The following is a 25,256-nucleotide window of genomic DNA, read 5'->3' as shown; positions in this document are numbered from 1 at the left end:
TTTTGTTTTTAGTAAATATTTAGACATAAGAAAACCCCCGAATTGGAATCTTTGTCCAATTCCGGGGGTTAACTTCAACTTTGTTAGTTAGCTCAGAGTTTTTGTTATTTTAAATCATCTTTGATTTTAGTGGTAGAGATTCCCGGTGTACGAGGCAAATAGACTACATTGCAGTATGGTTTTAAAAAATCAAATTTACCATCCCAGTCATTACCCATAACAAAGGTATCAATGTCATATTTTTGAATATCACTAATTTTTTGTTCCCAGTCTTTTTCGGGAATAACCTGATCGACGTAACGTATAGCCTCTAGGATATATTTGCGCTCAGCGTAAGTATTATATGATTCCTTGTGTTTTTGAAATTGATTGAATTCGTCGGTAGACAAACCAACAATAAGATAATCGCCTAATTCACGAGCGCGTTTTAGCAAGCGTACATGGCCATAATGCAATAAATCAAATGTACCATAAGTAATTATTTTTTTCATAGTTCCAGTACTCCTATTAATTTGACGAGTTAATAGTATCATATTTTTAAAAAAGGTAAAGCGTATCCTCAATTGGATATTATTTTGATAAAATAAAGTAAATTGAGGATTAGGAGATATAGTTATGACTAAAGTAAATGTTTTAGGAGTTAGTTTCGATAATAAAAGTTTTAACCAGTTTCAAAATGAATTTGTTGGCAGAATTAATGCACATCAATCAACCTTTATAGTTACTGCCAATCCTGAAATTGTTATGTCAGCTAATGAAAATCCTGAATTTATGAAGATTTTAACTTATGATGCTGACTATATCACCGCTGATGGCATTGGCATTGTCAAAGCAAGTCACATATTGGGAGAGCCACTTAAGGAAAGGGTAACAGGTTATGATCTGTTTTCTTGGTTAATGAAGTTGGCAAATGACCGCAGTTTAAGAGTATATCTTATCGGAGCGCGTCCAGAGGTAATTCATGCTATTCAAGGAAAAATTGCCCGGGACTATTCTGATATTCAGTTAGTAGGAGCTGAAGATGGCTATTTTAAGGAAGATTTGGAACTTGTTGCCTATCAGATAGAGCGCACAGAACCAGACCTGGTTTTTGCTGCACTGGGTTCTCCACGTCAGGAACAGCTTTTGTCTGTTTTACGGAGAAATTTGCTACCTGCACTAATGATGGGAGTAGGAGGCAGTTTTGATGTCTTTTCAGGCAAAGTCAAACGAGCTCCTCAAATTTGGCAGACTATTCATTTAGAGTGGTTTTATCGTCTTCTTAAAAATCCTTCTCGGTTAAAGCGCATGGCGGTTTTACCACATTTTGTTCACGCAGTTTATCAGTCCAAAAAAGGAAAAGAGTAATTATGAAAGTTTTGCACGTTAATGCTGGACTCGAAAATGGTGGCGGTCTGACCCATATCATTAATTTGCTCAAAGAAGCTAAAAATGAACAACAAAACTTTACTTTATTATGTTTAGCCGATGGTCCCGTTGCTCAAGCCGCCCGTACGGCAAAGCTGGATGTACAAGTTTTAGGGATAAAAAGTCGTTATGATTTGGGTGGCTTGAATAAGCTGGCTAATTTCATTAATCAAGGAAGCTTTAATATAGTTCATACTCACGGACCAAGAGCAAATTTATTCCTATCTTTAATTAGGCGAAAAATTACGGCTAACTGGTGCATAACTATTCATTCCGACCCCTATCTTGATTTTGCGGATCGCGGCTTGAAGGGCAAAATATTTACCAGAGCCAATTTGCATGCAATCAGTAAGGCTGATTGTATTTTTGCTGTTACCAAAAGATTTGCTAATTTATTAATTAAAAAAGTAAAAATTGACCCGGAAAAAGTTCACGTAATATATAATGGTACTTTTTTTCATGAAGATAGTCAGATCCCTGCTAAATATGAACATCCCAATTTTAATATAGTAAATGTTGCCAGAGCCGAAAAAGTCAAGGGCCAGGCGTTGCTGCTGCAAGCACTCAAAAAGCTGAATAATGCCAATGTTCATTTATTTATTGTTGGGGATGGTAGGGAGTTAAACTCTCTAAAAAATTTTGCACAACAATTAAAATTGGGTCCACAAGTAACTTTTCAAGGCTTTATGACGCATAAACAATTAAAAAATTTATATCGGCGTATGGACCTAGCGGTTTTAACCTCATATTCTGAAAGTTTTCCCTTAGTTTTACTAGAAGCAAGCGATAATCTTTTGCCACTGCTGTCAACTGCAGTTGGTGATATTAAAGTAATGATACCAGATCAAAAACATGGCTTTGTAGCTAATATTGGTGATGTAGATTCGATTTGTACCCAGTTAAAACTAGCTATAGACACCCCTAAAGATCAGCTTAAGGAAATGGCTCAGCGTGAAAAAAGTTATGTTGAACGACATTTTTCATTAAGACAACAATTAGAAAGTATTTTACGGGTCTACAAAAAGATTGCATAGATTGGTAAGATTGTTAAAAAATCCACAAATGTTTATAATAAGACAAAAAATATTAGTGAATTTATAAGAGGACAGAATGTTTTACCAAGAATTGGATAAAGATGACTCGTTAACTCTTCATACAGATTTGTATGAAATTAACATGATGTATACCTATTTTAAAAAGGGAATTTCAGAACGCAATGCGGTTTTTGAGGTTTACTACCGTAAAGAGCCGTTTGGCAATGGTTATTCTGTTTATGCAGGATTAGAACACGTAATTTTATACTTACAAAACTTAAAATTTAAAGAAAGCGATTTGAAGTATTTAAAAGAAGAAATTGGCTATGATGATGATTTTATTGATTATCTGCGTCAACTGAAACTGAAACTTACGGTACGGTCGATGCCCGAAGGAGAAATAGCTTTTGCCAATGAACCTTTGCTGCAAGTTGAAGGACCATTAGCTCAATGTCAATTAGTTGAGACTGCTATTTTAAACATTATTAATTATCAAACGTTGCTGGCAACTAAAGCTGCTCGTGTCAAGCTAGCCGTGCAAGGCGACGGTGTCATGGAATTTGGTACTAGACGTGCACAGGAAGCAGATGCTGCAATTTGGGGTACTCGTGCAGCTTATATCGGTGGTTTTGACTCAACCAGCAATGTTCGTGCTGGTAAGTTGTTTGGTATTCCTGTTTCGGGTACGCACGCTCATTCATTAGTTGAAGCATTTGGCAGTGAATATGAAGCATTTAAAGCTTATGCAGAAACGCATAAGGACTGCGTTTTTCTTGTAGATACATATGACACTGTCAGAAGTGGCGTACCAAATGCTATTCGTGTTGCCAATGAAATGGGTGATAGGATAAACTTTCAAGGCGTGCGTATAGATTCTGGTGACATGGCTTATATTTCCAAGCAAGTTCGTCGCGAACTGGATAATGCCGGTTATACCAATGCCAAAATTTTTGCTTCAAACGATTTGGATGAAACTACGATTACCAGTTTAAAAATGCAGGGAGCCAAAATTGATGTTTGGGGCATTGGCACTAAATATATTACTGCTTATGACCAGCCCGCTTTAGGAGCCGTTTATAAATTAGTTTCAATTGAAGATGATCAACACCATATGCGTGATACATTAAAAATTTCTTCTAATGTGGAAAAAGTTTCAACTCCTGGTAAAAAGCAGGTTTGGCGTATTTCAGCTAATACTGAAAAGAAAAATGAAGGTGACTGGATTGCACGGGCTGGTGTGGATCCGCGAAAATTTGATTCACTTTACATGTTTCATCCCCAGTATACTTATATCAATAAAGTGGTAACGGATTATACTGCTGAGCCGCTTTTAAAAGATATTTTTGTAAATGGCCAATTGAAATATCATAAGCCTAAATTAACAGATATCAAAAACTTTTGTGCAGCTAACTTAGATGGTCTTTGGGATGAATATAAAAGAAGCTTGAATCCACAGGAATACCCTGTTGATCTTTCTCAAGATCTGTATGACAGTAAAATGAATATCATTCAGGATATTCGGGCGAATATTAACAAAGGAGATACCGTACAATGAGGCCATTGCAAAAAGAAATTATAAAATATGAACATGTTTTACCCGAAATTGATCCGCAAAAAGAAGTTAGACGTTCAGTTGATTTTTTGAAGGATTATCTTCAAGAAAATACTTTTTTAAAATCATATGTTCTGGGTATCTCTGGCGGGCAAGATTCTACGCTGGCAGGGAAACTGTGCCAAATGGCAATTTCCGAAATGCGTGAGGAAACGGGGAACAATTCATATCAATTTATTGCCGTTCGTTTACCCTACGGCGTTCAGGCTGATGCTCAAGATGCAGCAGCAGCTGTGGCCTTTCAAAAGCCTGACCAAGATTTAACAGTCAATATTAAACCAGCTGTTGATGCTTTAGTAGCCAGTTTGAATGAAGCTGGGCAAAAAATTACAGATTTCAATAAAGGCAATATAAAAGCGCGCGAGCGTATGGTAGTCCAATATGCTATTGCTGGTGCTCATGATGGTGCAGTAGTTGGTACAGATCATGCAGCCGAGAACTTTAGCGGCTTCTACACTAAATATGGTGACGGCGCAGCAGATTTAACGCCACTTTTCCGCTTGGATAAAAGACAAGGCAAGCAGATGCTCAAGTTTTTAAATTGTCCAGAGCATTTATACCAAAAAGCGCCAACAGCAGACTTAGAAGAAAATAAGCCTGGTTTACCCGATGAAACTGCACTGGGAGTTACCTACAAGGATGTTGATGATTATTTAGAAGGTCGGACAGTATCTGAAACTGCCGCAGAAAAAATCGAATCTTTATGGCGTAAGAGTGAACATAAACGGCATTTGCCCGTAACCGTTTTTGATGATTTTTACCGTAAATAGAGATATTGAATTTTTTGGTTATAAATTTTTTCAAGTTAACCAATTATTGACAAAAACTGTGTAAGTAGTACAATTACTGATAACTTAAGATATGCTTTTTAAGATTAGCAGTTCAAAGAGAGAATCGTCTGGTGAAAAAGATTTACTGCTGCTTAAAAAGTGCTCCTTAAAGTTCAATAAATAAAATTAATTAAGAGGTAACAAGCACTGTTGCAATTAAGGTGGTACCGCGTTTAAAGGCGTCCTTAAAATAAGCAACAGTGTTTTTATTTTGACAAAAAGGGAGATATATTTGATGAAGAAACTGACAAGTTCAGAATTTAGACAGATGTTTTTGGATTTCTTCAAGCAACACGGCCATATGGTATTGCCCAGTCAATCTTTAATCCCGCAGGATGATCCAACTTTGCTGTGGATCAATTCTGGTGTGGCAACGATGAAGAAATATTTTGACGGCTCAGTAGTACCTAAAAATCATCGGATTACTAGTTCACAAAAATCCATCAGAACCAATGATATTGAAAATGTTGGTAAAACTGCTAGACACCAAACCTTTTTTGAAATGCTGGGTAACTTTTCTGTGGGTGATTATTTTAAAAAAGAAGCGATTACCTGGGCTTGGGAATTTTTGACCAGTCCCGACTGGCTTGACTTAGATCAGGAAAAGCTATACTGCACAGTTTATCCTAAAGATACAGAAGCCCAAAAAATATGGTTACAAGTTGGCATGCCTGAAGATCATATCGTTAAATTAGAAGAAAATTTCTGGGATATTGGTGAAGGTCCTTGTGGTCCTGACTCTGAAATCTTTTATGATCGTGGTCAGGAAAATAACGATGTGCCAGAAGACGATCCGGAAAACTTCCCTGGTGGTGAAAATGCCCGCTATTTGGAAATCTGGAATATCGTCTTTTCACAATACAATCACTTGGCAAATGGCAAATATGTTGATCAACCGCATAAGAATATTGATACTGGTATGGGCTTAGAGCGTGTTTTGTCCATTTTACAGGATGCACCGACTAACTTTGAAACTGACCTCTTTTTGCCAATTATTCACGAGACTGAAAAGATGACTGCAGCTAAAAAGTATGGTTCAAATAAGGCAGATACGACAGCCTTTAAGATTATTGCCGATCACGTACGGACTGTCAGTTTTGCCATTGCGGATGGTGCACTGCCATCAAATACAGGGCGTGGCTATGTTTTACGGCGTTTGATCAGACGGGCGGATTTAAATGGCCAGCGCTTAGGTATCAAGGGTGCGTTTCTTTACAAGTTGGTTCCAGTAGTCGGCAAAATTATGGAGAGTCATTATCCGGAAGTGACAGAGCAAAAGGACTTTATTGCCAAAGTAATTAAGAACGAGGAAGAAAGGTTCCAGTTAACCCTTGAATCTGGATTAACTCTACTTGATGACTTGATTGCAAGTGCACAAAAGTCAGAAGATAAAACTATTACTGGTAAAGATGCATTCAAATTATTTGATACTTATGGTTTTCCTTATGAACTGACTTTTGAAACTGCACAGGATGCAGGCTTAAAAGTTGATCAAAAGGGCTTTGATGCTGAAATGAAGGCTCAAAAAGAACGTGCTCGTAAAGCTCGTGGTAATTTGCAATCAATGAGTTCTCAAGATGAAACTCTGATGAACTTAAAGGATAAGTCAGAGTTTGAATATGGCGTTTATGAAGAAAAACACGCCAAATTAGTTGATATTATAGTTGATGATCAATTAGTTGATAGAGCGGATGGCGATAATGCCGTTTTGATTTTTGATAAGACTCCATTTTATGGTGAACGTGGTGGTCAGGTAGCCGATCACGGTAATATCTATAATCAGGAAGGAGAACTGGTTGCTCAGGTAACTGATGTGCAACATGCGCCCAATGATCAAAATATGCACTTTGTCGATGTGATTTTACCTCTGAAAAAGGGTGAAGAATACACTCTAAAGATCGACAGAGTTCGCCGCGAAGGTCTGCGTCATTCTCATACTGCCACGCACTTATTGCATGCGGCTTTGAGAAGCATACTTGGTGAACATACTCATCAAGCCGGCAGTTTGGTTGAACCCGATTATTTGCGCTTTGACTTTACTGCACTTGAACCAATGACTGATAAAGAAATTAAGTCAGTTGAAAATTTGGTAAACCAAAAAATCTGGGCGGCAATTGATGTCAAAACTACCATCACTGACCCAGATACAGGTAGAGAGATGGGTGCTCTAGCTTTATTTGATGGTAAATACGGTGATAAAGTTCGGGTTGTCCAAATAGAAGATTTCTCTATTGAATTCTGTGGTGGTACTCATTGTGCCAATACTAACCAAATTGGTATTTTTAAGATTATTTCTGAATCTGCTATTGGTGCAGGTATGAGAAGAATTGAAGCAGTTGTTTCTAAGAAAGCTTATGAATACTTAGCCAACAGATCTGAGTTATTAGATGAAATCCAGGCAGAAGTAAAATCAACTAAACCAGAAGATATTATTGATAAGGTTGATTCGCTTGAAAAAGACTTGCATGACAGTCAAAAGCAAGTCGAAGATTTGAATTTGCAAATTAATCAAAGTAAAGCCAACACTATTTTTGATAATGTAGAGCAGGTCGGTGATTTATCTGTTATTGCGCAGAGAGTTGATGTTAATGGAATGAATGATTTGCGTGAATTCGCTGATACTTGGAAGAGTGGCCAAAAGTCAGATGTGCTAATTTTAGCTACCGCTAGTGATGGCAAGGCCAATATGATCATTAGCTTAGGTGATAAGGCGTTAGCAAAGGGGCTTAAAGCAGGAGACTTGATTAAGCAAGCTGCTCCAATCTTTGGCGGCGGCGGTGGCGGCCGACCAAATATGGCTCAAGCCGGTGGTAAAAAACCTGAAGGCCTTAAAAAAGCTATCCAGACAGTAATTACAGCGATTGCAAAAAATTAATTGATTGAGTTTATACTATTTTTCAAGTAAAATTGTGCTAGGAGGAATGATTATGAGTTCGCTAGATAAGACAATGCACTTTGACTTTAATGAAAATAAAGGCAAAAACGTTCATGATACTCTGCAAGATGTTTATAATGCTCTGGAAGAGAAGGGCTATAATCCAGTTAATCAAATTGTCGGGTATTTGTTGTCTGGCGATCCGGCCTATATTCCACGGCATAATGATGCTCGTAATTTAATTTTAAAACACGAACGTGATGAAATTATTGAAGAGCTTGTCAAAAATTATCTTGGAAAAGATAAATAATGCGATTAGTTGGTTTAGATGTTGGATCAAAGACAGTAGGCGTTGCAGTTAGTGATGAATTAGGTATTACTGCACAAATGCTTGAAACTATCCCTATTGATGAAACGCGTTATAATTTTGGTATGCGTGCAATTAAAAAGATTGTGCGCCAATATGAACCAGCGGGTTTTGTTTTAGGTTTGCCCAAAAATATGGACGGCTCTTCTGGCGCTGCGGTTGCGCGAAGTAAGGCATACGGTAAAAGGCTTGAAAAGAAGTTTGGTTTGCCAGTGCACTATTCTGATGAGAGACTAACTACAGTTGAATCTGAACGTGTTTTAGTTGAGCAAGCAAATATGCACAACCGTCACCAACGTAAAAAAGTGATTGACCAAATGGCCGCTGTTTTGATTTTACAAAATTATTTGGATCTAAACCGAAAGGATTAATATGACACAAGAAGTTAACGGTGATGACCGTCAAATTACCTTGATTGATGATCAAGGTAACGAAGAATTATATGAAATTTTATTTACATTTCATTCTGATAACTATGATAAATCATACGTCTTGCTTTATCCGGCAGCAGCCAGTGATGATGAGGAAATTGAAGTTTTGGCATTTAGTTATGACTCCGATTCCGCAGGTGATGTCACTAGCAGTGATTTACACGAGATTGAAGCAGATGATGAATGGGATATGGTCCAAGGAGTTTTGAACACATTTTTGGACGATGACCGTTTAAGTGGTGAATAAGAAAGACTGGCTGGGCCAGCCTTTTTTATTCAAGATTGATAATTTAAAAACTAATGAATGATAAAATATTAAAGATTTTAGAATTTGCAAAAATTACTGAACAATTGCAGCAAATGGCGATTACTAGACCAGCTAAAATGGCAGCTGAAAATCTTGTACCAAGTAATGACTTTGCTCAGGTTGAACTTGCACTGAAGCAGACATTGGCTGGAGCTGATATTTTACGTGTTAAAGGGCAACTGCCTTTAACAGATTTTGCTGATGTTAAGCCGAGTATTAAACGTTTGCGGATCAAAGCAAATTTGAACGCTAAAGAGTTGGGTAACATATTACTAGTTTTAGTACTTGCAAATGAGATAAAGGACTTTTTTAGCGATGTTGATGAAGAAAAATTGGATTTAACGGCAATAGATTCGATTTTAATGCAATTGGACGTGCCTCAGTCACTGTTTAAGCAACTTAAGCGTTCGCTGGATTTTGACGGGGAAGTTCTTGATACTGCTTCTGCTGAATTATCGCATTTACGTCGCGAAATCAAAAACAATGATGCTGAAATCAAAGAGAAAATGGACAGCTATACCCAAGGAAATAGCAGCAAGTATTTATCTGAACAGATCGTAACTATTCGTGACGAAAGATATGTTATTCCAGTTAAGCAAGAGTACCGCAATAAATTTGGTGGCGTCGTTCACGATCAGAGTGCCAGTGGTCAGACTTTATTTATTGAGCCGAGTGCAGTTTTAAATCTTAACAACCATCAGCAAAACCTTTTGGCACAAGAAAGACGAGAGGTTAGTCGAATCTTACGTAATCTGTCTGATTTAGTGCGTCCAGAAGTTGACAGTATAGATGCCATTGCAACTTCTCTAGTTAAGCTTGATTTCATCCAGGCCAAAGCAAAGCTGGCTCATGCTATGAAAGCAACTGAGCCGCAATTGACTCATGATCAGTCACTTTTATTTTTGCAAGCGCGACATCCTTTAATCGACCCTAAAAAAGTGGTTGCCAACGACATTCGTCTTGGTGAAGATTACGATACGATGCTGATAACTGGTCCCAATACTGGTGGAAAAACTATTACCTTAAAAACTGCAGGAATTTTACAATTGATGGCTCAGTCAGGGTTATTTATCCCAGCAGCAGAAGGCAGTAAAGCGGGAGTCTTTAGGGACGTTTGCGCTGATATTGGGGATGAACAATCTATTGAGCAATCGCTTAGTACTTTTTCCTCACATATTAACGATATTGTTAAAATAATGAAAAATGTTAATGCTCAAACTCTTGTTTTAATTGATGAAATTGGAGCTGGGACGGATCCAGAAGAAGGAGCCAGTCTCGCAATTAGTATTTTGGATTTTTTACGTCAAAAAAAGGCTAAAATAATCGTTACCACACATTACCCAGAACTTAAACTTTATGGTTATAATCGGGAAAGAACGACTAATGCCTCTATGGAATTTGATCTTAAAACACTGTCCCCAACCTATCGTTTACAAATTGGTATTCCAGGGCACAGTAATGCTTTTGCTATTGCTCGCAGACTGGGGATGCGTGAGGATGTGGTTAAAAACGCTCAAGGGTTAATGAGTGATGAAAACGTTGATATTAACCAAATGATTTCCGAGTTAACCAAACAAACTAAAGCTGCTTCAGATGCTCGCAGTCATTTAACAACTAGTTTTGATCGAGCTAAGAAACTTGAACTAAAGTTACAACAGGCTTTGGATTGGTATAATCAGCGTGTGCAAAAGCAGTTGGAATTTGCACAAGAAAGAGCCAATGAAGTAGTCGCTAAAAGTCGCAAAAAGGCTGATAAGATCATAGAGCAGCTTGAACAGCAAAAGGGCGAAGTTAAACAAAATGAAGTGATTGCAGCTAAAGGTCAATTTAATCAACTTGCACGGCAAAATGAAAATTTGGCTCATAATCGCGTTTTGCAACGTGAAAAAAGACGTCATCATGTCAATGTGGGCGATAAGGTAAAAGTACTGTCTTATGGACAAACTGGCACTATTACTAAAAAATTATCCGAACATGAATATGAAGTCCAAATGGGCATCATAAAAGTTAAAGTCAGTGATCGCGACATTGAAAAAGTTGGGTCCCAAAAAGATTCGCGAGTCCACCAGCAAGTTGGCGCTGTTAGTGCACGCAGGCGGAGCAATGTGAGAAGTGAGCTTGACTTGCGCGGTCAGCGTTATAATGAAGCGATGACTAATCTCGATCGGTATATTGACTCTGTACTGCTTGCAGGGCTTGATGTTGTCACGATTATTCATGGCATTGGCACCGGTGCAATTAGAAAAGGCGTTTGGCAGTATTTAAAATCAAGCAAGCATGTGAAAAGTTATAACTACGCTCCGGCAAATGAGGGCGGTAATGGTGCTACTATTGTTCATTTACAATAAAATGCTTTACTTGTAAAAAGTAAGTCTGCTTGCTATAATGAAAATATCAATAGATAACTATTTTTTCCTTAAAGGAGGGTTTTTCATGGTTGATGAGCTTACAGATCAAAACTTTGAAGAAGAAACAAAAGACGGTGTAGTTTTAACAGATTTTTGGGCAACCTGGTGTGGTCCTTGTAAAATGCAATCACCAGTTGTTGATGAACTGGCTGAAGAGCGCCAAGACGTTAAATTTACCAAAATGGATGTTGATCAAAATAAAGAAGTACCAAGCTCTTTGGGAGTAATGGCCATTCCCACTTTATTAATTAAAAAGAATGGTGAAATTGTGGACCGGATTACCGGCTATACTCCAAAAGCAAAACTGAGTCAGATTTTAGATCAATACACAAAATAAAAAAATTCCTGCTTGTGCAGGAATTTTTTTAATTGCTTTTTTCTTTTAATAAGTCCCGAATTTCTTTGAGATAGTCTTCAGCAGATGGACCAGCAGGTTGCTTTTGATCATTATGCCTCATTACTTTATTGACAGCTTTGACTAGTAAGAAAACTATGAATGCTATAATCAGGAAATTAATTACAGTATTGATAAACTCACCGTATTTAAATGTGGCCCCACCGGCTTTAAATACCAAATTGGATAGATCGATTCGTCCGATAAATAAACCCAAAAGGGGATTAATTAAATTGTTTACCAATGAATTAACAATGTTGGTAAAAGCTCCACCAATAATTACACCCACAGCCAGATCAATAACATTACCACGTTGAATAAATTCTTTAAATTCTCTAAGCATTTTATTTCCTCCATTCTTACTTTAATCATATTGCAAAAATAGCAAAAGACTAAATTATTTGTTTCTGGAAGTTTAATCAAACTTAGCAATTAATTTAACTTCTTTTTTTCGTTCATCAACTTTGATTTCGCACTCAGTTGTGCGACCAGTTTCCTTTTCAATTGCTTCTGCAATGATGCCGGCCTCAAGCGAAAACTCTTGGCTGCCACTGTTAATCCGATCGGTCACATTTTGCCCCTTGAGTTTAAATATCTCTTCGCTGCGATGGGTTCTTGTTTTTTCTAAGTGGCCAAATTCTGTGGTTGCAAAGAAACTAACCACGTCTTCAAATGACAACAAATCATATTTACGGGCAATTCGTTTACCGCCCCAATAAAGAATTGCTTCATTGTCTTCACCTAAAATTGTTGGCAATAAGAAATCACGATAAAGTTGATTCACAAAATAAACATGTTCGTGTTGCTCGTTATTGTTTTGCATAAAGAAATTCATCCCTTTTATTTTCTTTTATTTTACCGTAAAATTGACTGAAGTATAAATTATTTAGGGGAGACTTTTATAATGGATAACCGACCAATCGGCTTGCTAGATTCTGGTGTTGGCGGGTTGACAGTAGTCAAAAAAATTATTGCCAAAATGCCATACGAGGCGACCGTTTTTATTGGTGATAATGCTCATATTCCTTATGGTGATAAGTCTAAAGCAGAAATTATTGCACTTACTAAGCAGAGTGTTAACTTTTTGCTGAGCAAAAACGTCAAGTTGATTATTTTTGCTTGTAATACAGCCACGGCAGTAGCTATGAAAGCTATTCAAAAAGAGATTGAACCGCAAATTATAGGCGTAATCCAATCAGGTGCCGTTGCAGCAGCAAATGCGACCAAAAACAAAAATGTTGCGGTCGTGGCCACCAAGATGACTGTCGGCTTACATGCATATCAAAAGGAAATTCAGACACGTGACGCCGAAATAACTGTGAACGAAATAGCTGCCCCTCAAATTGTACCTCTAATTGAAACCAATGCGGGACATCAAGCTTATATGGCAGCACTTAAAAAGATTTTATTACCAATAAACAATTTAAGTGTTGATACTCTGGTCTTAGGATGTACTCATTATCCGATTATTCGCAATGAATTTGCCCAGTGCTTGAAACCAGATGTACAAATAATTGACCCTGCCGATCAAGTTGCCCAATATACATATAATATTATGAAACGTGATCAGATGTTCACTGATAGTTCAGTTAAAGGAAAGCACGAGTATTATACTACAGGTGATATTAAAATGTTTGATGAGCTTGGTAAAAAAGTATTACAGGATCAGAAATTTAGTGCACAGCACCTTTAGTAAAGGAGAAAAAATGGAAGTATTATTTGCCACCACCAATAAAGGAAAAGTCAAGGAGCTAAAATCAGCTTTTAAAGCGGCTGCAATTAATGTTGCCCTCAAAACCAATGCTGATTTAGATAGACCGCCTGTAGTTGATGAATATGGAATAACTTTTGTGCAAAATGCTAAGCTTAAGGCTCATGAATTAGCAAATTATAGTCATATGTTAACAATAGCTGATGATTCTGGATTAATCGTTGACGCACTTGATGGTGCTCCCGGAGTTCATTCTGCGCGTTTTGCCGGTCCCGAACATAATGACCAAAAAAATAATGCCAAATTGCTGGCAGAACTTGGTGGAGTACCCTTAAAGAAACGGACTGCTAGATTTAACACTACAATCGTAGTGTCTAAACCTGGTCATTTTGACCATGATTTGGTTGTTTCAGGGCAATGCGAAGGATTGATATTGCCAGCTCCTCAGGGCGATGATGGATTTGGCTATGATCCACTTTTTTATGTGCCTGAAAAGCAAAAAACTTTTGCAGAGATGACAGTTGCTGAAAAAAATAGTCTTTCTCATCGGGGAAAAGCGATATCTCAATTGCTCAAAGAATTACCTAATTGGCTGGCTCAATTTGAATAAGTAAAAAACTGATAAAAATCTCAAGCAATATTTCAACAAGAATAATAATTTCGCTGAATTTGCCTTATGTGATGTTTATCAGTTTTTGTTTTATTCTGCTAGTAAAATTTTATTTTCTGGTAAAACTTTTAAGTATTGTGTTAGGTACTCATCTTGAACTTCTTTTTCGTGACCTGGTTTAACTTGAAAATGAACAACATAATTGACAGTCTGTGCTGTTTGTTCCGTGATCCCAACTATTTTAGGTTCTTGCACTAGGAAACTAAAATTAGTACTCAATTTATTATTTATTTGGCTAATAAGATCATGAACTTTTGCAAAATCATTATTGGCTTTAAGCTGCATTGTTATATCCAAACCAATACCGCCGTGAGCCAGATTTTGGACAATTGAAATGTTGCGGTTGGGTATGTAGATAATAGAACCATCAGATCCTTTAAGCCTGGTAGTTCTTAGACCCAACTGAACTACAACACCCGTTTGGTTGTTGATAGAAACAATGTCACCTACATCAAACTGATCTTCGCTTAAGATGAAAAAGCCGTTGACCAAATCACTCACAAATCCTTGTGCGCCCATACCTAAAGCTAATGAAAAAATACCGGCACTTGCAAGCAGAGTTCCAACAGGAATGCCTAAAATCGATAAAACTGCGAATAAATAAAAAAAGATTACCGTATATTCAAAAATACTGTTAATTAATGCTGTTACAGTTTGCGTTCTCTTATTTTGTTTTCTTTTACTGCGTTTTAAATAGTGGCTGATAATTTTTTTGCCAAAATGATCAATTAAATAAAAAACTAGGGATGAAATTGCTAGCTGCCAGACAATTGCCAAAACTTGTTCGCCTACTCTATCCCAATTAAATTTGAGTACGTTTTTGTTGATTTGAAATATTTTATTCATGGTAATTACCTTTCGTATATACATATTAACTATAACAAAATATGACATATGGATTGAGATTAAAGCATTTTCATGCTAGACTTTTTTTAGGTATAGAATTGGAGGTAAAAGATGAAATTTTCTTATGGTGCATTAGCAGGGTTGATTGCTGCCATTGCATTATTAATTTTAGTACTTTTCACAATTCCAGTGCTTATTCGTGCCGCAAAGGCGACTAGAGAAGCTGAAAAAGCAATCCAAAGTGCTAACGAGTCTATTCAGCAAATTTCTGAAGATGTTAATGGTTTACTGCATCAGACAGGAGATTTGCTGGACAAAACCAATGTCCTGTTAGCAGATGTTAATGTTAAAATGAAAACTATTGATCCTGTTGTTCAGGCAGCAGCTGATCTAGGCGAAAGCGTTTCAGATGTTAATACCTCTACCAGAAAAATGGCAAAACGTTTCAATAATTTTCATTGGAAACGTAACGGATTGATGTCATCTGCTTTAGCATCGGTGTTTGCACGGCATAAGCGACGTAAAGGTGAAGATTAGTAAAAGGAGTTACTTTTATGAAAAAGTTTGTAAGTTTTGTTTTGGGTACTATTGTCGGGACTGCAGCAGGGTTTCTTGCTGGTTCTCTCTTAGTGAGTGATGACCAAATCGACGAATTAAAGAAAAAAGTTAAGAACAATGAAACTGTTCAGGATTTAAAGAAGAAATATGATAACGGTACCGAAATTGTGAAGAATCAACTGGCTTCATTCCCTAAAAATGTAGAAGATGATTCAGAACTAAAGGATTTTGATGATATCGTTATTGATAATTCAAAAGATGATGATGCTCAACAAAAAGATCATGCTCAAGATGTAGCGAATGATCTGCATCATGCAGAATCAAATGATGATTTTAATCAACCGGAGCCTCCAAAACCAGAAGGTCCATCTGATGCACCAGTTGACCCATATTCCAGACCATAAAATTAATAAAAAATGGCACTAGCAGATGAGATATTGCTGCTAGTGCCATTTTTATGTGGTCAAGTAAGTTAAATTCTTGTTTAAAGAGGCAGGACTTTGAGTTCCTTACTGGTGTGAGTAAATGGTTCATAACCATCTTTAGTAACGACTCCGCAATCTTCAATTCTGACACCCGCAACATTTGGAATGTAAATTCCGGGTTCAATTGAAAAACACATACCCTCCTCAATTATGAGGTCATTACCTTGGACAATTGACGGGTATTCGTGAACTTCCTTGCCAATGCCATGACCTAAACGGTGAATAAAATATTCTCCATAGCCGGCTTTTGTAATGATATCCCGGGCAACACTGTCGAGTTCAGAAGCTGTCATGCCAGGTCTGACCGCATCGATAGCAGCTTGTTGAGCTTCACGATCAATTTCATAAATTTCTCTTTCCTTAGGCGTTGGCTCGCCATAAGCAACAGTACGACTAGAATCTGAAGCATAACCATTGTGCATAGTACCCAGATCAAAAAGAACTAATTCATTTGGCTTAACTTTATTCATAGTAGGACCTAGATGAGGATTTGCAGCATTGGCACCAGCCTGCACAATAGTTTCAAAACTTTCATGCATTACTCCTTTTTGCACTTTGAGCTGATACTCAATTTGTCCTGCTATGTATCTCTCAGTTACGCCTTCTTTAATAGCATCGAAGCCAATTTGAAATGCAAAATCTGCTTCACGTCCTGCAGCTTGCAATTCTTTAATTTCCTGAGGAGTTTTATAAAGGCGAATTTTATTAACAAAATTCGAAACGTCACCGTCAAAATTTGCATCTGGAAATTGTGCGTGAATGAGTTGGTAGTGGGAAACAGAAAGGTTGTTTTTCTCTACAGCCCATTTTTGATACTCTTTTGTTCTGCTTTTTACCTTGTCAGCAATAATTTTCCACGGATTTTCTGAATCCAGATAACCGTAAACGTCACCGTTCCAAGCAGAGTTTTTTGCTTCTTCAACGTTTAAAGCTGGCACAAACATAAACGGATCCTGATCCTTAAATGCTAAAAGGGCAAAAATTCGTTCATGGGGTTCCATATCATATCCAGTAAAGTAGGCAATCGTAGTTGGGTTAGAAATATAGGCTACATCCTTATCAGAACTTTGCAGCCATTCTTGTAATTTTGTTAAATTCATAGCTTCTTCCTTCCATCTTGAATTTTCAGTTAAAGAAAGTATATCATGTTCTTGCCTTGAAAAAATGAAAGAATAGTTGTAAACGTTTGCACTTTTTAAGAAAAGATGATAAATTCTATAATAGTAAAAATAAGATGGGGGAACCAAGAATGCGTAAACAAGATATTACAATTTATGATGTAGCTCGTGAGGCTAAAGTCTCGATGGCCACAGTTTCACGAGTAGTTAACGGCAATACAAATGTGCGTAAAGATACGCGCGATCGAGTAATGAAAGTAATCAACCGTTTGCACTATCAGCCCAATGCAGTAGCACAAGGACTTGCGTCTAAGAGAACTACTACGGTTGGTTTAATCGTGCCAGATTTAACCAACCTTTATTTTGCAGAATTGTCAAAAGGTATTGATGATATTGCTCTTTTATACAAATATAATATTATTATTACCAGTATTGAAAACCGTTTGATGAGAGAAGACCAGGCGATTCAAGGGCTGCTTAATAAACAGGTTGATGGCGTAATTTACATGTCGGATACATTGCCTGAAGAAGCGGTTGAAGCATTTAAGCGTACTGATACTCCAGTAGTTCTGGCGGGGACTAAAGATAGTCATAGTGAATTCCCGTCGGTTGCTATAGATTATAAAAAGGCCGATACCGAAGCTTTAAACCTTCTTTATAATGATGGTAGAAAGAACTTGGCTTTAGTTATAGGCAATCCTGATACTGTAGTTAACGTACAAAACAGAATTCCAGCTTACAAGAAATTCATGGCTGATCATAATTTAGGTGAGGGTCACATTTATTCTAATGTTAAAGATCATTCTGATGGTTATAATTTATTGTCTCAGTTAGATCACGATGGTGTCGATGGTGTAATTGTAACCCGTGATGTCACTGCTGTCGGAATTTTGAATTCAGCAATTGATGCTGGTAAAAAAGTACCGGAAGAATTAGAAATAATTACAGCAAGTGCCACGCAAATTGCATCAGTTGTACGTCCCGCTTTGACAGCTATTCGGCAACCACTTTATGATATTGGCGCAGTAGCAATGAGAATGCTCACTAAGTTAATGAATAATGAAGAAGTACCAGAAACCCAGATTGAACTGCCTTATGAAATATTGAAAAAACAAAGTACAACAAATGAGTAAAAATCGTTTATTATATAAAAAGTGTTGCATGTTAGTCATGCAGCACTTTTTTAGTGGTTAATTTTTGAATTTGTTTTATCTGCTGCCAAGTATTTAGCGGTTTAGCAGATTGTAATGGCAAATAAGGAGTTAAGGCAATATTGGAATAGCGACTCATGCGTGGTAAATGACGATAATCTTGCCAACTGGTTTGGTCAAAAAAGCCGTAGAACAGAATATCTTGTGCTTTGACCCAGCCTAAGGATGTATACAGCCATAAACTTTTGGGACTGCCATTGAAGTTCTCTATTTTTAACAAAGTATTATCAGGTAAAACTTTGTTAGTCTTTGATTGATTATCAGGAAAACGGTAAACATGAACATCTTGTTGAGGTTTGGCTAACACTTGCTTATTTTGATAAGGTGCGATATCTTCAGGCTTTAAATCCATGTTAACAAATTCTGCCGAGATAAAAGTCTGGTTGGCAATTTGATAGTAAAGCTGGTTATGGGCTCTGACCCCGTACATTACCTCAAATTTTTGCCCCGGATAAACAAATTTATTTTGCTTATCCCGCACATAAGGGTTGATCATAGTCCTAGTCTTCTTTTTACCTAAATAACTGCCACTGCGATGAATATCGTACTTTTTAGTACCTTCCTTTGCCAATTTGTATTTGAAACCAGTACTCGGAAAGTTAGTTACGACGCCATCAACATTTTTGTTAATTAGCCATTGCCATAAATCAGGGGATTCATCCATTTCAGTCCACACAAAAACCTGTTTATTTAGCTGATGCAGCCAATGTATCAGCCAGGCATGATTTAAAATTAAATCAGAAGAAACATTAACGGCATTTACCTGGGGTAAATTACTAAAATTTATTCTTTTAAGGCTGCCCACAATTAAGATTAAATAGGCGTCTGGCATAATTTTACGGAAGTGAAACAAGCTGGCAACTGAGAAAGAATGGATCATAACCCGTTTCTCCATATGATACTTTTTGATAGTCGCTGCAATCTGATCTTCTAATTCATAAGATGGATCTGAAGAATGATCTATTTTGGTTTCGAGAATAAATTTTGTATTTGGTCTTTTTTGATAGTAATCAAATATTTGTGGTAAACTCATGACATGTTCACCGTTGTCATAGGTTAACTCGTTAAGTGCTCGCCAATTATTTTGTGATACAATTGCATGTGTATGGGTCACGCGAAACAAGTCATCATCGTGTGAAACAACTAACTCCCCATCTGCAGAAAGATGGAGGTCAAGTTCAACATAATCAGCACCCGAATTAAAGGCAGAGTTGTCACTTTGAATAGTTTCTTCAGGATATTTGCTGGGATCTCCGCGATGGCCGACCACAGTAAAACCACAGGTTGTAATAAAAATGATGCTAAAAACTAGAGCCCTGATTAATTGGCTTTGATATTTCATGTGTACACCTCTATTGTTAACTACAATAGCATGGTTGCACATTTTTTGCTACATGTCACAGATTTAATTTATGCGGGGGATATTGATGAATGAACAATATGAAGAGTTGGATTTAATTGAAGAAATTGTGCGCAACGATGGCAGTAAGTATTTTGAAATTTCCAATATTGATCAAAATGGAATAGCTGAACTTGCCGCAGATCGTGGAAAAATTAAAAGCGTGCGAATTTTGCAATTGAATATTCCACGTACTAAGGCCCTTATTACCTATGAAAAATATATTAATGAAAACTACAAACTTGAAACTTTGACTAATGAAGATGACTGGAAAAATCCTGATTGGGTGGAATGGAAAAAGCCAAAGGGAAAAGTCCTAGATGCATATAATATGGTTTTGAAATCTAATCAAATTGGATAGAGAGCATGATAATGGAAAAAATTCGCATTTTACACACTAATGATTTACATTCACATTTCGAACATTTCCCCAAAATTGGCCGGTATTTGCGGGAAGCTCAAAAAGATAAATCTGTCGATCAAATTTTTACTTTTGATGCGGGAGACTTCATGGATCGTTCTCATCCTTTGACTGATGCGACATATGGTCAAGCTAATATTAAGTTAATGAACTCTTTTCATTATGATGCAATTACTATTGGCAACAATGAAGGGATTTCCAATTCACATTGCGTAGTGGAAAAATTATTTGACCATGCTAATTTTCCCGTTATTTTAGCGAATTTGCGCGAGGAAGACGGTTCAATGCCTCATTGGGCTGTTCAAGATAAAATTTTACTTACCAAAAAGGGCACTCGAATTGGTCTAATTGGTCTGACTGCAGCTTATCCTCTTTCTTATGAACCTAATCACTGGCACGTTAAAATGTTGAAAGAAACAATGGACGGTGTTTTGCCAAAAATGAAGGGTCAGTATGATGTGTTAATTTTAATAACTCATATTGGCTTAAATATGGATACTTTTTTAGCTAGAAATTATCCTCAAATTGACTTGATTGTGGGCGGACACAGTCATGACCTGTTGCCACATGGTAAAAAGGTGGAAAATGTCTGGATTACTCAAACAGGTAAATGGGGTAATTATGTGGGGAACACTTATATGGAAATCGATGATAATCATCATGTGCAAAAAATCATTCCACATGTTGTGCCCACCAGTTTGATGAAGCCCAATTTAGATGATGAGGAAACTATTTTAGGCTACAGGCAAAAGGGAAAAGAAATTTTAAGTCATGAACTTGTGGCTGATTTGCCTGAAAAATATGATAATGACCGTGAGGCTGCCCTTCAGGTTTCTATGGATGCTATTGCAAATTTTGCCGGAACAAATTTAGCTATGCTTAGTTCAGGTCTTTTTTTAACACCATTTAAAAAGGGTATTTTAACTAATTTTGACTTACAAAGGGCTCTGCCACATTCCATGCATGTTGTACGCTCTACTTTAAAGGGCAGTGATTTGTGGCGCCTGATTATGGAAATTGAAAAAAATAGGCACTTTTTAGACAAGTTTCCTTTGCAGGGCATGAGTTTTCGCGGGAAAATTTTTGGTCAAATGTACTACAAAGGAATCAAGTTTGATCCTATGAGTAGAGTAGTTTTTGTAAATGGCAAAGAAGTCGATCCCTACCAGGAATATCAAATTGCTGTTTTGGATCATTATGTTCTAGTGCCTTTTTTCCCTACTTTGGCAATAGTTGGTGATAATGATTTCTTATTTCCCAAATTTTTGCGTGAAGTGATAGGAGATTATTTAGCAAAAAAATATCCGTTAGCGGGAAGTGAAAATAATGGTAGAGCAAACGAGCCACAGAAAAGCTAAAGATAATAAATTTGAACGGGATCAACCATTGCGGCATCCCTTGGCTGTTGTAAGCCTAAATAATGATCAGCTGAAAATAAATAAACAACTTTATCAGGTTGTGGTTAATAAGAATGAAGCACTTGACCTTGAGCTGTTGCGTCAAAAATATGATCCTTATTTAGATCAATATGATTTTATTGTAGGTGATGTATCAAGTGAACATTTGCGTTTAAAGGGTTTCTACCAGGATAATGCCCAAACAGCAATAGATCGAAAAAAGCAGACTATTGCTGACTATTTACTAGAATATTGCAATCCGGGTGGACCATATTTTGTTCTACAGCTTTTAAGTCCAGTGCATCATTATCATTACAATAAAAGAAAAAGGCGGAAAAATTCGTTTAAGAACAAGGCGCAGGGTTTGCATAGAAGAAAACTGAATAAATCTTTTAAAAGCTATCATGTGCGTCCGAATAGAATCAAAAGACCTGAAACAGTAGCCGTTAAAAAGGAACGAGCAAACCATCATTCTTTTGTAATTAAAAAAAGAAAGGGCGGTAAGTAAGTGAAAGATTACCGTTTATTTTTAATCGATCTCGATGGCACGATTTATCGCGGTAAGGAAACTATTGCTTCTGGGGTCCGTTTTGTTAAGCGTCTTGAGCAAAAGCATAAGGACTATATTTTTCTGACTAATAATACGACTCGCACTCCGGAAATGGTAGTGGATAAGCTTAAAATTCATGGCGTCCAAACTGATACTGAACATATTTATACGCCGTGTATGGCAACAGTAAGTTATATTCTAAATAATGAAAAAAAGCGCACCAACAAAATTGGTGTTTATATAATTGGCCAAATTGGATTATGGCGTGAATTTATGCAAAACCCAGCTTTTGAGCTTAATGATTCTAATCCAGAATACGTTGTGGTCGGGATGGATACGGATTTGACTTACCATAAAATTCAAGTAGCTGTGAGTGCAATAAGAAAAGGAGCTACATTTATTGGTACTAATGCGGATTTAAATTTGCCTAGTGAAAAAGGTTTAATGCCTGGCAATGGTTCTCAGTGTGCAATGATTGCAGCTTCAAGTGGACAAGAGCCGTTTTTTATTGGAAAACCATCTTCTGTGATTATTGATATGTTGTTAGATAAATTTCATTTTGCTAAAAAAGATACGCTTTTAGTAGGTGACAATTACGATACTGATATCAAGGCAGGGTTTAACAGCCATGTTGACCAATTGCTGGTAACTACCGGTATTACACAAGTTGCGGATATTGACGGTAAAAAGCAACCTACAATTTTGGTTGACAGCTTAGATCAGGTTAAATTATGAATAAAAGAAATAATATCCTAACTATTATTTACCATTTTATTTTTGCTGTTTCTACTAGTGTTGTAACGGCACTGGTTGCTAGTTGGCCCTTATTATTTGTCTTTGTTTTGGTGCAAAAAACGAATAAAACAGTGAATTTGTCAATTGGCCAAGTAATGAGCAATTACGATCAATTAATGTGGTATTTAATTTGGCCCTTTAAGCGTAAATTGCGAATGAGTAATTTGCCTACTTCCTCAATGGCTGCAGGTCATTTTGCAGATGTCAAAAAATTGTTTGTATTGGCAATTATTGCTTTTCTGTGTTGTTTAATAATACTTTTTTGGTGTCAAAGACGAAATAAAAAATTTTTGCGTTTAAATAAAGTATGGGCATTATTGTTTTTATTGCTGCCAGTTGCAATGTTGCCATTTGCACTGACTAATTTTGACAATTTTTTTATCACTTTTCATCATTTATTTTTTGCAGGCAGCAATACCTGGCTATTTGATCCAGTGACAGATCCAATTATTAATGTCCTCACTGAAGGTTTTTTTGCATCTTGTTTTGCAATTGCGGGTATTGTTTATGAACTGTATTTTGCTAATAAATTGTTGCAAAAATAAAAAGTCTGGGAAAAAAGTGTTCTTTGAAGTTAAATTAAAAAATTTCACAATTTAAAAAGACCGACAAATCAACGTTTTATTGACGTGATTTGTCGGCCTTTTTTAGTTAGGTTAGAGTTTTTTCTCAGACTCTTTGTTTTTAATTCGTTTTTTTATTGCAACTATTAAGATCGGTAAAACAGAAATTAGGATAATTGCGATTAGCAACATTGAGAAATGCTCTTTCACAAATGGTATGTTACCAAAGAATGCGCCCAATATCGTAAATAGGCCACTCCAGATTATTCCACCAATTACGTTATAAAGAGCAAATTTGCCATAGTGCATATTGCTGCCACCAGAGATAAAAGGAACAAATGTCCTAATAAAAGGAATAAATCTGCCGATAACAATCGTGATTGGGCCGTGTCTGTTAAAAAAGTTTTCAGCGGCCAGACGATTTTTTTGGTTAATCAGCCTGTTAAACCAAGTATGTTTTGTACCTTGTCTTACAGACCAAGCCCCTATTTCATAATTGCAAGCATCGCCTAAGATAGCCGCAAGCAATACTGAAAAATAAATCCACCAAATGTTCAAATTATATTCTGGGTTAACTGCTAAAGAACTCGCAGCAAAAATTAGTGAATCACCTGGTAAAAAAGGGAAAATAACTAATCCAGTTTCAATAAAAATAATGGCAAAGATAATCAAGTATGTCCAATTGCCAAACTGATTAACTATTTCAATCAGATGATGGTCGATATGCAGAATAAAATTGATTATTGTCATAAACATCTCCTAAATACTGGTTGAATGAATTGTTAAGGTCTTTTCGGGAAAAAGCGCACGCATAATTGTAGTAATTGCAATTTGTGCCTCTCCAAATCCAAGTCCAATAAGAGGTACACGTCCGGGATACGTTGATACATCACCAATTGCATAGATGCCGGATATGTTTGTTTCCATAGAGTGTGATACTTCAATTTGATTATTGTTTAAGTTGACACCCCACTTTTTTACAAATTGGTTATTAGCACGGAAGCCATAGCCAACTATTATTTGATCAAATCGTTCATGAATAATGTTGCTGGTTCCCATTTCTTTTAAACCGATATTAAGTAGATTATCTCTGATTTGAATTGATTTAGGAAGATAGGGCGTTTGTACTTCAACATTTTTTAAACTTTTAAGTTTTTGAATACTGGATTCCAAACCACGAAATTCATTTCTTCTATGAATTAAATTAATTTTCGTTCCTGGCTGAGCTGCTAGTTCAGTTGCCCAATCAAGAGCAGAATCACCTCCACCAAAGACTCCTATTTTTTGATTTTTAAATTTCTGAGGATCTCTAACATAGTAGTGAACTCTTTTTTCGATTTCATTATCCATTTTTAGCGGAAACTTTTTAGGAGTAAACGATCCGGTTCCTGTTGCAATAATTACGCTTTTTACAGAAAAACTATTATCAATAATAAATTTCCTGTCTGCTTTTTTAAGATCTACGACAGGATGACTTAAGATAAAAGTTGCATTTTGCTTGTTGTCAGTTTGTAATTTTTCGATTAATTCGAAAGCAAGAACAGAACTAAAAGCCGGTATGTCCAAAATTTTTTTAAATGGATAAAGTAGTTTGGGTTGTCCTCCAACTTCTGCAAGTGAGTCAAAAACTATAGTTTTTAATCCATGAAGATGAGCAAAATTAGCACAGAATAATCCCACTGGACCTGCCCCAATAATTGCTAAATCAAAATTTTTTATTTTAAAAACTCCCCTCTAAACCTTGATATAACAACTTTATCATAAAAAAAGAAGTAAGTCTCTTCAATAAATTGTAAAAAATACTTGCAAAAAAGAAAAATAATTGCTAGTATTAATAACTGTCGTCGGGCAATGAGCCGCAAGGCAA

28 protein-coding genes are annotated in these 25,256 nt (G+C 36.6%); 20 read left to right on the top strand and 8 right to left on the bottom strand.

Going from position 1 to position 25,256, the window contains the following annotated elements; translation table 11 throughout:
• Positions 1 to 104 precede the first annotated feature (104 nt).
• Positions 105 to 491, bottom strand: a complete 387-nt coding sequence (gene tagD / locus LDM92_RS09285) for a glycerol-3-phosphate cytidylyltransferase (RefSeq protein ID WP_223902997.1) — start codon at positions 489 to 491, stop codon at positions 105 to 107.
• A gap of 124 nt (positions 492 to 615) precedes the next feature.
• Between tagD and LDM92_RS09280 the strand changes: the two genes are divergently transcribed.
• The 10 genes from LDM92_RS09280 to trxA all read left to right on the top strand — a co-directional run bounded on the left by LDM92_RS09280 (position 616) and on the right by trxA (position 11,608).
• The gene (locus tag LDM92_RS09280) at positions 616 to 1,347 is read left to right on the top strand and encodes a WecB/TagA/CpsF family glycosyltransferase (RefSeq protein ID WP_223902996.1); all 732 of its coding nucleotides are present in this window, start codon (positions 616 to 618) and stop codon (positions 1,345 to 1,347) included.
• A 2-nt stretch (positions 1,348 to 1,349) separates the two neighbouring features.
• Positions 1,350 to 2,441 (top strand): glycosyltransferase, encoded by a 1,092-nt coding sequence (locus LDM92_RS09275; protein WP_223902995.1) that lies wholly within the window; start codon positions 1,350 to 1,352, stop codon positions 2,439 to 2,441.
• Positions 2,442 to 2,517: 76 nt separating this feature from the next.
• Positions 2,518 to 3,996: a nicotinate phosphoribosyltransferase gene (locus LDM92_RS09270; protein WP_223902994.1), complete on the top strand. Its 1,479-nt coding sequence runs from the start codon at positions 2,518 to 2,520 to the stop codon at positions 3,994 to 3,996.
• Positions 3,993 to 4,823, top strand: coding sequence for an NAD(+) synthase (gene nadE, locus LDM92_RS09265; RefSeq protein ID WP_223902993.1), 831 nt, complete (start codon positions 3,993 to 3,995; stop codon positions 4,821 to 4,823). The genes LDM92_RS09270 and nadE overlap by 4 nt, the downstream gene beginning before the upstream one ends.
• A gap of 295 nt (positions 4,824 to 5,118) precedes the next feature.
• Positions 5,119 to 7,758: an alanine--tRNA ligase gene (alaS, locus tag LDM92_RS09260; protein WP_223902992.1), complete on the top strand. Its 2,640-nt coding sequence runs from the start codon at positions 5,119 to 5,121 to the stop codon at positions 7,756 to 7,758.
• 52 nt (positions 7,759 to 7,810) lie between these two features.
• The gene (locus tag LDM92_RS09255; RefSeq protein ID WP_038521496.1) at positions 7,811 to 8,068 is read left to right on the top strand and encodes an IreB family regulatory phosphoprotein; all 258 of its coding nucleotides are present in this window, start codon (positions 7,811 to 7,813) and stop codon (positions 8,066 to 8,068) included.
• Complete coding sequence (gene ruvX / locus LDM92_RS09250; protein WP_223902991.1) at positions 8,068 to 8,496, top strand: Holliday junction resolvase RuvX; 429 nt, start codon at positions 8,068 to 8,070, stop codon at positions 8,494 to 8,496. The genes LDM92_RS09255 and ruvX overlap by 1 nt, the downstream gene beginning before the upstream one ends.
• A gap of 1 nt (position 8,497) precedes the next feature.
• A complete protein-coding gene (locus LDM92_RS09245; RefSeq protein ID WP_223902990.1) occupies positions 8,498 to 8,803 on the top strand; it encodes a DUF1292 domain-containing protein in 306 nt (101 codons plus the stop codon).
• 53 nt (positions 8,804 to 8,856) lie between these two features.
• Entirely contained in the window at positions 8,857 to 11,211 is a 2,355-nt protein-coding gene (locus LDM92_RS09240) for an endonuclease MutS2 (RefSeq protein WP_223902989.1), read from the top strand.
• Between the two features lie 85 nt (positions 11,212 to 11,296).
• Entirely contained in the window at positions 11,297 to 11,608 is a 312-nt protein-coding gene (gene trxA, locus LDM92_RS09235; RefSeq protein ID WP_034980713.1) for a thioredoxin, read from the top strand.
• 28 nt (positions 11,609 to 11,636) lie between these two features.
• On the opposite strand, the gene mscL is transcribed toward trxA, so the two are convergent.
• Together mscL and LDM92_RS09225 are read right to left on the bottom strand one after the other, a co-directional pair.
• Positions 11,637 to 12,008, bottom strand: coding sequence for a large-conductance mechanosensitive channel protein MscL (gene mscL, locus LDM92_RS09230; protein WP_223902988.1), 372 nt, complete (start codon positions 12,006 to 12,008; stop codon positions 11,637 to 11,639).
• 72 nt (positions 12,009 to 12,080) lie between these two features.
• A complete protein-coding gene (locus tag LDM92_RS09225; protein WP_223902987.1) occupies positions 12,081 to 12,500 on the bottom strand; it encodes a YslB family protein in 420 nt (139 codons plus the stop codon).
• A 69-nt stretch (positions 12,501 to 12,569) separates the two neighbouring features.
• On the opposite strand from LDM92_RS09225, the gene murI reads away from it, so the two are divergent.
• The gene (gene murI / locus LDM92_RS09220) at positions 12,570 to 13,358 is read left to right on the top strand and encodes a glutamate racemase (RefSeq protein WP_223902986.1); all 789 of its coding nucleotides are present in this window, start codon (positions 12,570 to 12,572) and stop codon (positions 13,356 to 13,358) included.
• Positions 13,359 to 13,371: 13 nt separating this feature from the next.
• Positions 13,372 to 13,986 carry an XTP/dITP diphosphatase gene (locus LDM92_RS09215; RefSeq protein ID WP_223902985.1) on the top strand — a complete coding sequence of 205 codons (615 nt, stop codon included), beginning with the start codon at positions 13,372 to 13,374 and terminating at the stop codon, positions 13,984 to 13,986.
• Positions 13,987 to 14,076: 90 nt separating this feature from the next.
• On the opposite strand, the gene LDM92_RS09210 is transcribed toward LDM92_RS09215, so the two are convergent.
• Positions 14,077 to 14,892, bottom strand: coding sequence for a mechanosensitive ion channel family protein (locus LDM92_RS09210; protein ID WP_223902984.1), 816 nt, complete (start codon positions 14,890 to 14,892; stop codon positions 14,077 to 14,079).
• 111 nt (positions 14,893 to 15,003) lie between these two features.
• On the opposite strand from LDM92_RS09210, the gene LDM92_RS09205 reads away from it, so the two are divergent.
• Positions 15,004 to 15,429: a DUF948 domain-containing protein gene (locus tag LDM92_RS09205; RefSeq protein ID WP_223902983.1), complete on the top strand. Its 426-nt coding sequence runs from the start codon at positions 15,004 to 15,006 to the stop codon at positions 15,427 to 15,429.
• A 17-nt stretch (positions 15,430 to 15,446) separates the two neighbouring features.
• Complete coding sequence (locus tag LDM92_RS09200) at positions 15,447 to 15,854, top strand: DUF1269 domain-containing protein (RefSeq protein ID WP_223902982.1); 408 nt, start codon at positions 15,447 to 15,449, stop codon at positions 15,852 to 15,854.
• An 80-nt stretch (positions 15,855 to 15,934) separates the two neighbouring features.
• Here LDM92_RS09200 and LDM92_RS09195 read toward each other — a convergent pair whose 3' ends face one another.
• Positions 15,935 to 17,035 (bottom strand): aminopeptidase P family protein, encoded by a 1,101-nt coding sequence (locus tag LDM92_RS09195; RefSeq protein WP_223902981.1) that lies wholly within the window; start codon positions 17,033 to 17,035, stop codon positions 15,935 to 15,937.
• Positions 17,036 to 17,184: 149 nt separating this feature from the next.
• Between LDM92_RS09195 and LDM92_RS09190 the strand changes: the two genes are divergently transcribed.
• Positions 17,185 to 18,186: a substrate-binding domain-containing protein gene (locus LDM92_RS09190; protein WP_223902980.1), complete on the top strand. Its 1,002-nt coding sequence runs from the start codon at positions 17,185 to 17,187 to the stop codon at positions 18,184 to 18,186.
• Positions 18,187 to 18,217: 31 nt separating this feature from the next.
• On the opposite strand, the gene LDM92_RS09185 is transcribed toward LDM92_RS09190, so the two are convergent.
• Positions 18,218 to 19,606 carry a glycerophosphodiester phosphodiesterase gene (locus LDM92_RS09185; RefSeq protein ID WP_223902979.1) on the bottom strand — a complete coding sequence of 463 codons (1,389 nt, stop codon included), beginning with the start codon at positions 19,604 to 19,606 and terminating at the stop codon, positions 18,218 to 18,220.
• Between the two features lie 85 nt (positions 19,607 to 19,691).
• Here LDM92_RS09185 and LDM92_RS09180 point away from each other — a divergent pair, with 85 nt between their 5' ends.
• Genes LDM92_RS09180 through LDM92_RS09160 form a run of 5 tightly spaced genes read left to right on the top strand, consistent with a single transcriptional unit; the run spans position 19,692 to position 23,371 of the window.
• A complete protein-coding gene (locus LDM92_RS09180; protein WP_045927662.1) occupies positions 19,692 to 20,024 on the top strand; it encodes a hypothetical protein in 333 nt (110 codons plus the stop codon).
• 11 nt (positions 20,025 to 20,035) lie between these two features.
• Positions 20,036 to 21,442, top strand: a complete 1,407-nt coding sequence (locus LDM92_RS09175; RefSeq protein ID WP_223902978.1) for a bifunctional metallophosphatase/5'-nucleotidase — start codon at positions 20,036 to 20,038, stop codon at positions 21,440 to 21,442.
• Positions 21,411 to 21,989: a YutD family protein gene (locus tag LDM92_RS09170; protein WP_223902977.1), complete on the top strand. Its 579-nt coding sequence runs from the start codon at positions 21,411 to 21,413 to the stop codon at positions 21,987 to 21,989. The genes LDM92_RS09175 and LDM92_RS09170 overlap by 32 nt, the downstream gene beginning before the upstream one ends.
• Positions 21,990 to 22,766 carry a TIGR01457 family HAD-type hydrolase gene (locus LDM92_RS09165; RefSeq protein WP_223902976.1) on the top strand — a complete coding sequence of 259 codons (777 nt, stop codon included), beginning with the start codon at positions 21,990 to 21,992 and terminating at the stop codon, positions 22,764 to 22,766.
• A complete protein-coding gene (locus LDM92_RS09160) occupies positions 22,763 to 23,371 on the top strand; it encodes a TIGR01906 family membrane protein (protein ID WP_223902975.1) in 609 nt (202 codons plus the stop codon). The genes LDM92_RS09165 and LDM92_RS09160 overlap by 4 nt, the downstream gene beginning before the upstream one ends.
• Positions 23,372 to 23,482: 111 nt before the next feature.
• Here LDM92_RS09160 and LDM92_RS09155 read toward each other — a convergent pair whose 3' ends face one another.
• Positions 23,483 to 24,139: a VTT domain-containing protein gene (locus LDM92_RS09155; protein WP_223902974.1), complete on the bottom strand. Its 657-nt coding sequence runs from the start codon at positions 24,137 to 24,139 to the stop codon at positions 23,483 to 23,485.
• Positions 24,140 to 24,148: 9 nt separating this feature from the next.
• Entirely contained in the window at positions 24,149 to 25,069 is a 921-nt protein-coding gene (locus tag LDM92_RS09150) for an NAD(P)/FAD-dependent oxidoreductase (RefSeq protein ID WP_238480665.1), read from the bottom strand.
• Between the last annotated feature and the right edge of the window lie 187 nt (positions 25,070 to 25,256).

The sequence above is a fragment of the Lactobacillus laiwuensis genome (genome assembly GCF_019972835.1).
Lineage (GTDB): Bacteria > Bacillota > Bacilli > Lactobacillales > Lactobacillaceae > Lactobacillus > Lactobacillus laiwuensis.
Note: the sequence above shows the minus strand (reverse complement) of the source record. Positions and strands in the feature narration are given on the sequence as shown.

What these genes read in the sequence shown, in the direction of transcription:
- tagD (WP_223902997.1), bottom strand. Translation starts at nt 491, where the DNA reads ATGAAAAAAATAATTACTTATGGTACATTTGATTTATTGCATTATGGC.
- LDM92_RS09240 (WP_223902989.1), top strand. Translation starts at nt 8,857, where the DNA reads ATGAATGATAAAATATTAAAGATTTTAGAATTTGCAAAAATTACTGAA.
- LDM92_RS09205 (WP_223902983.1), top strand. Translation starts at nt 15,004, where the DNA reads ATGAAATTTTCTTATGGTGCATTAGCAGGGTTGATTGCTGCCATTGCA.
- LDM92_RS09225 (WP_223902987.1), bottom strand. Translation starts at nt 12,500, where the DNA reads ATGAATTTCTTTATGCAAAACAATAACGAGCAACACGAACATGTTTAT.
- LDM92_RS09190 (WP_223902980.1), top strand. Translation starts at nt 17,185, where the DNA reads ATGCGTAAACAAGATATTACAATTTATGATGTAGCTCGTGAGGCTAAA.
- murI (WP_223902986.1), top strand. Translation starts at nt 12,570, where the DNA reads ATGGATAACCGACCAATCGGCTTGCTAGATTCTGGTGTTGGCGGGTTG.
- LDM92_RS09200 (WP_223902982.1), top strand. Translation starts at nt 15,447, where the DNA reads ATGAAAAAGTTTGTAAGTTTTGTTTTGGGTACTATTGTCGGGACTGCA.
- LDM92_RS09160 (WP_223902975.1), top strand. Translation starts at nt 22,763, where the DNA reads ATGAATAAAAGAAATAATATCCTAACTATTATTTACCATTTTATTTTT.
- LDM92_RS09155 (WP_223902974.1), bottom strand. Translation starts at nt 24,139, where the DNA reads ATGACAATAATCAATTTTATTCTGCATATCGACCATCATCTGATTGAA.
- LDM92_RS09270 (WP_223902994.1), top strand. Translation starts at nt 2,518, where the DNA reads ATGTTTTACCAAGAATTGGATAAAGATGACTCGTTAACTCTTCATACA.
- ruvX (WP_223902991.1), top strand. Translation starts at nt 8,068, where the DNA reads ATGCGATTAGTTGGTTTAGATGTTGGATCAAAGACAGTAGGCGTTGCA.
- LDM92_RS09255 (WP_038521496.1), top strand. Translation starts at nt 7,811, where the DNA reads ATGAGTTCGCTAGATAAGACAATGCACTTTGACTTTAATGAAAATAAA.
- LDM92_RS09245 (WP_223902990.1), top strand. Translation starts at nt 8,498, where the DNA reads ATGACACAAGAAGTTAACGGTGATGACCGTCAAATTACCTTGATTGAT.
- LDM92_RS09180 (WP_045927662.1), top strand. Translation starts at nt 19,692, where the DNA reads ATGAATGAACAATATGAAGAGTTGGATTTAATTGAAGAAATTGTGCGC.
- LDM92_RS09210 (WP_223902984.1), bottom strand. Translation starts at nt 14,892, where the DNA reads ATGAATAAAATATTTCAAATCAACAAAAACGTACTCAAATTTAATTGG.
- LDM92_RS09275 (WP_223902995.1), top strand. Translation starts at nt 1,350, where the DNA reads ATGAAAGTTTTGCACGTTAATGCTGGACTCGAAAATGGTGGCGGTCTG.
- nadE (WP_223902993.1), top strand. Translation starts at nt 3,993, where the DNA reads ATGAGGCCATTGCAAAAAGAAATTATAAAATATGAACATGTTTTACCC.
- alaS (WP_223902992.1), top strand. Translation starts at nt 5,119, where the DNA reads ATGAAGAAACTGACAAGTTCAGAATTTAGACAGATGTTTTTGGATTTC.
- trxA (WP_034980713.1), top strand. Translation starts at nt 11,297, where the DNA reads ATGGTTGATGAGCTTACAGATCAAAACTTTGAAGAAGAAACAAAAGAC.
- mscL (WP_223902988.1), bottom strand. Translation starts at nt 12,008, where the DNA reads ATGCTTAGAGAATTTAAAGAATTTATTCAACGTGGTAATGTTATTGAT.
- LDM92_RS09175 (WP_223902978.1), top strand. Translation starts at nt 20,036, where the DNA reads ATGGAAAAAATTCGCATTTTACACACTAATGATTTACATTCACATTTC.
- LDM92_RS09195 (WP_223902981.1), bottom strand. Translation starts at nt 17,035, where the DNA reads ATGAATTTAACAAAATTACAAGAATGGCTGCAAAGTTCTGATAAGGAT.
- LDM92_RS09185 (WP_223902979.1), bottom strand. Translation starts at nt 19,606, where the DNA reads ATGAAATATCAAAGCCAATTAATCAGGGCTCTAGTTTTTAGCATCATT.
- LDM92_RS09170 (WP_223902977.1), top strand. Translation starts at nt 21,411, where the DNA reads ATGGTAGAGCAAACGAGCCACAGAAAAGCTAAAGATAATAAATTTGAA.
- LDM92_RS09280 (WP_223902996.1), top strand. Translation starts at nt 616, where the DNA reads ATGACTAAAGTAAATGTTTTAGGAGTTAGTTTCGATAATAAAAGTTTT.
- LDM92_RS09215 (WP_223902985.1), top strand. Translation starts at nt 13,372, where the DNA reads ATGGAAGTATTATTTGCCACCACCAATAAAGGAAAAGTCAAGGAGCTA.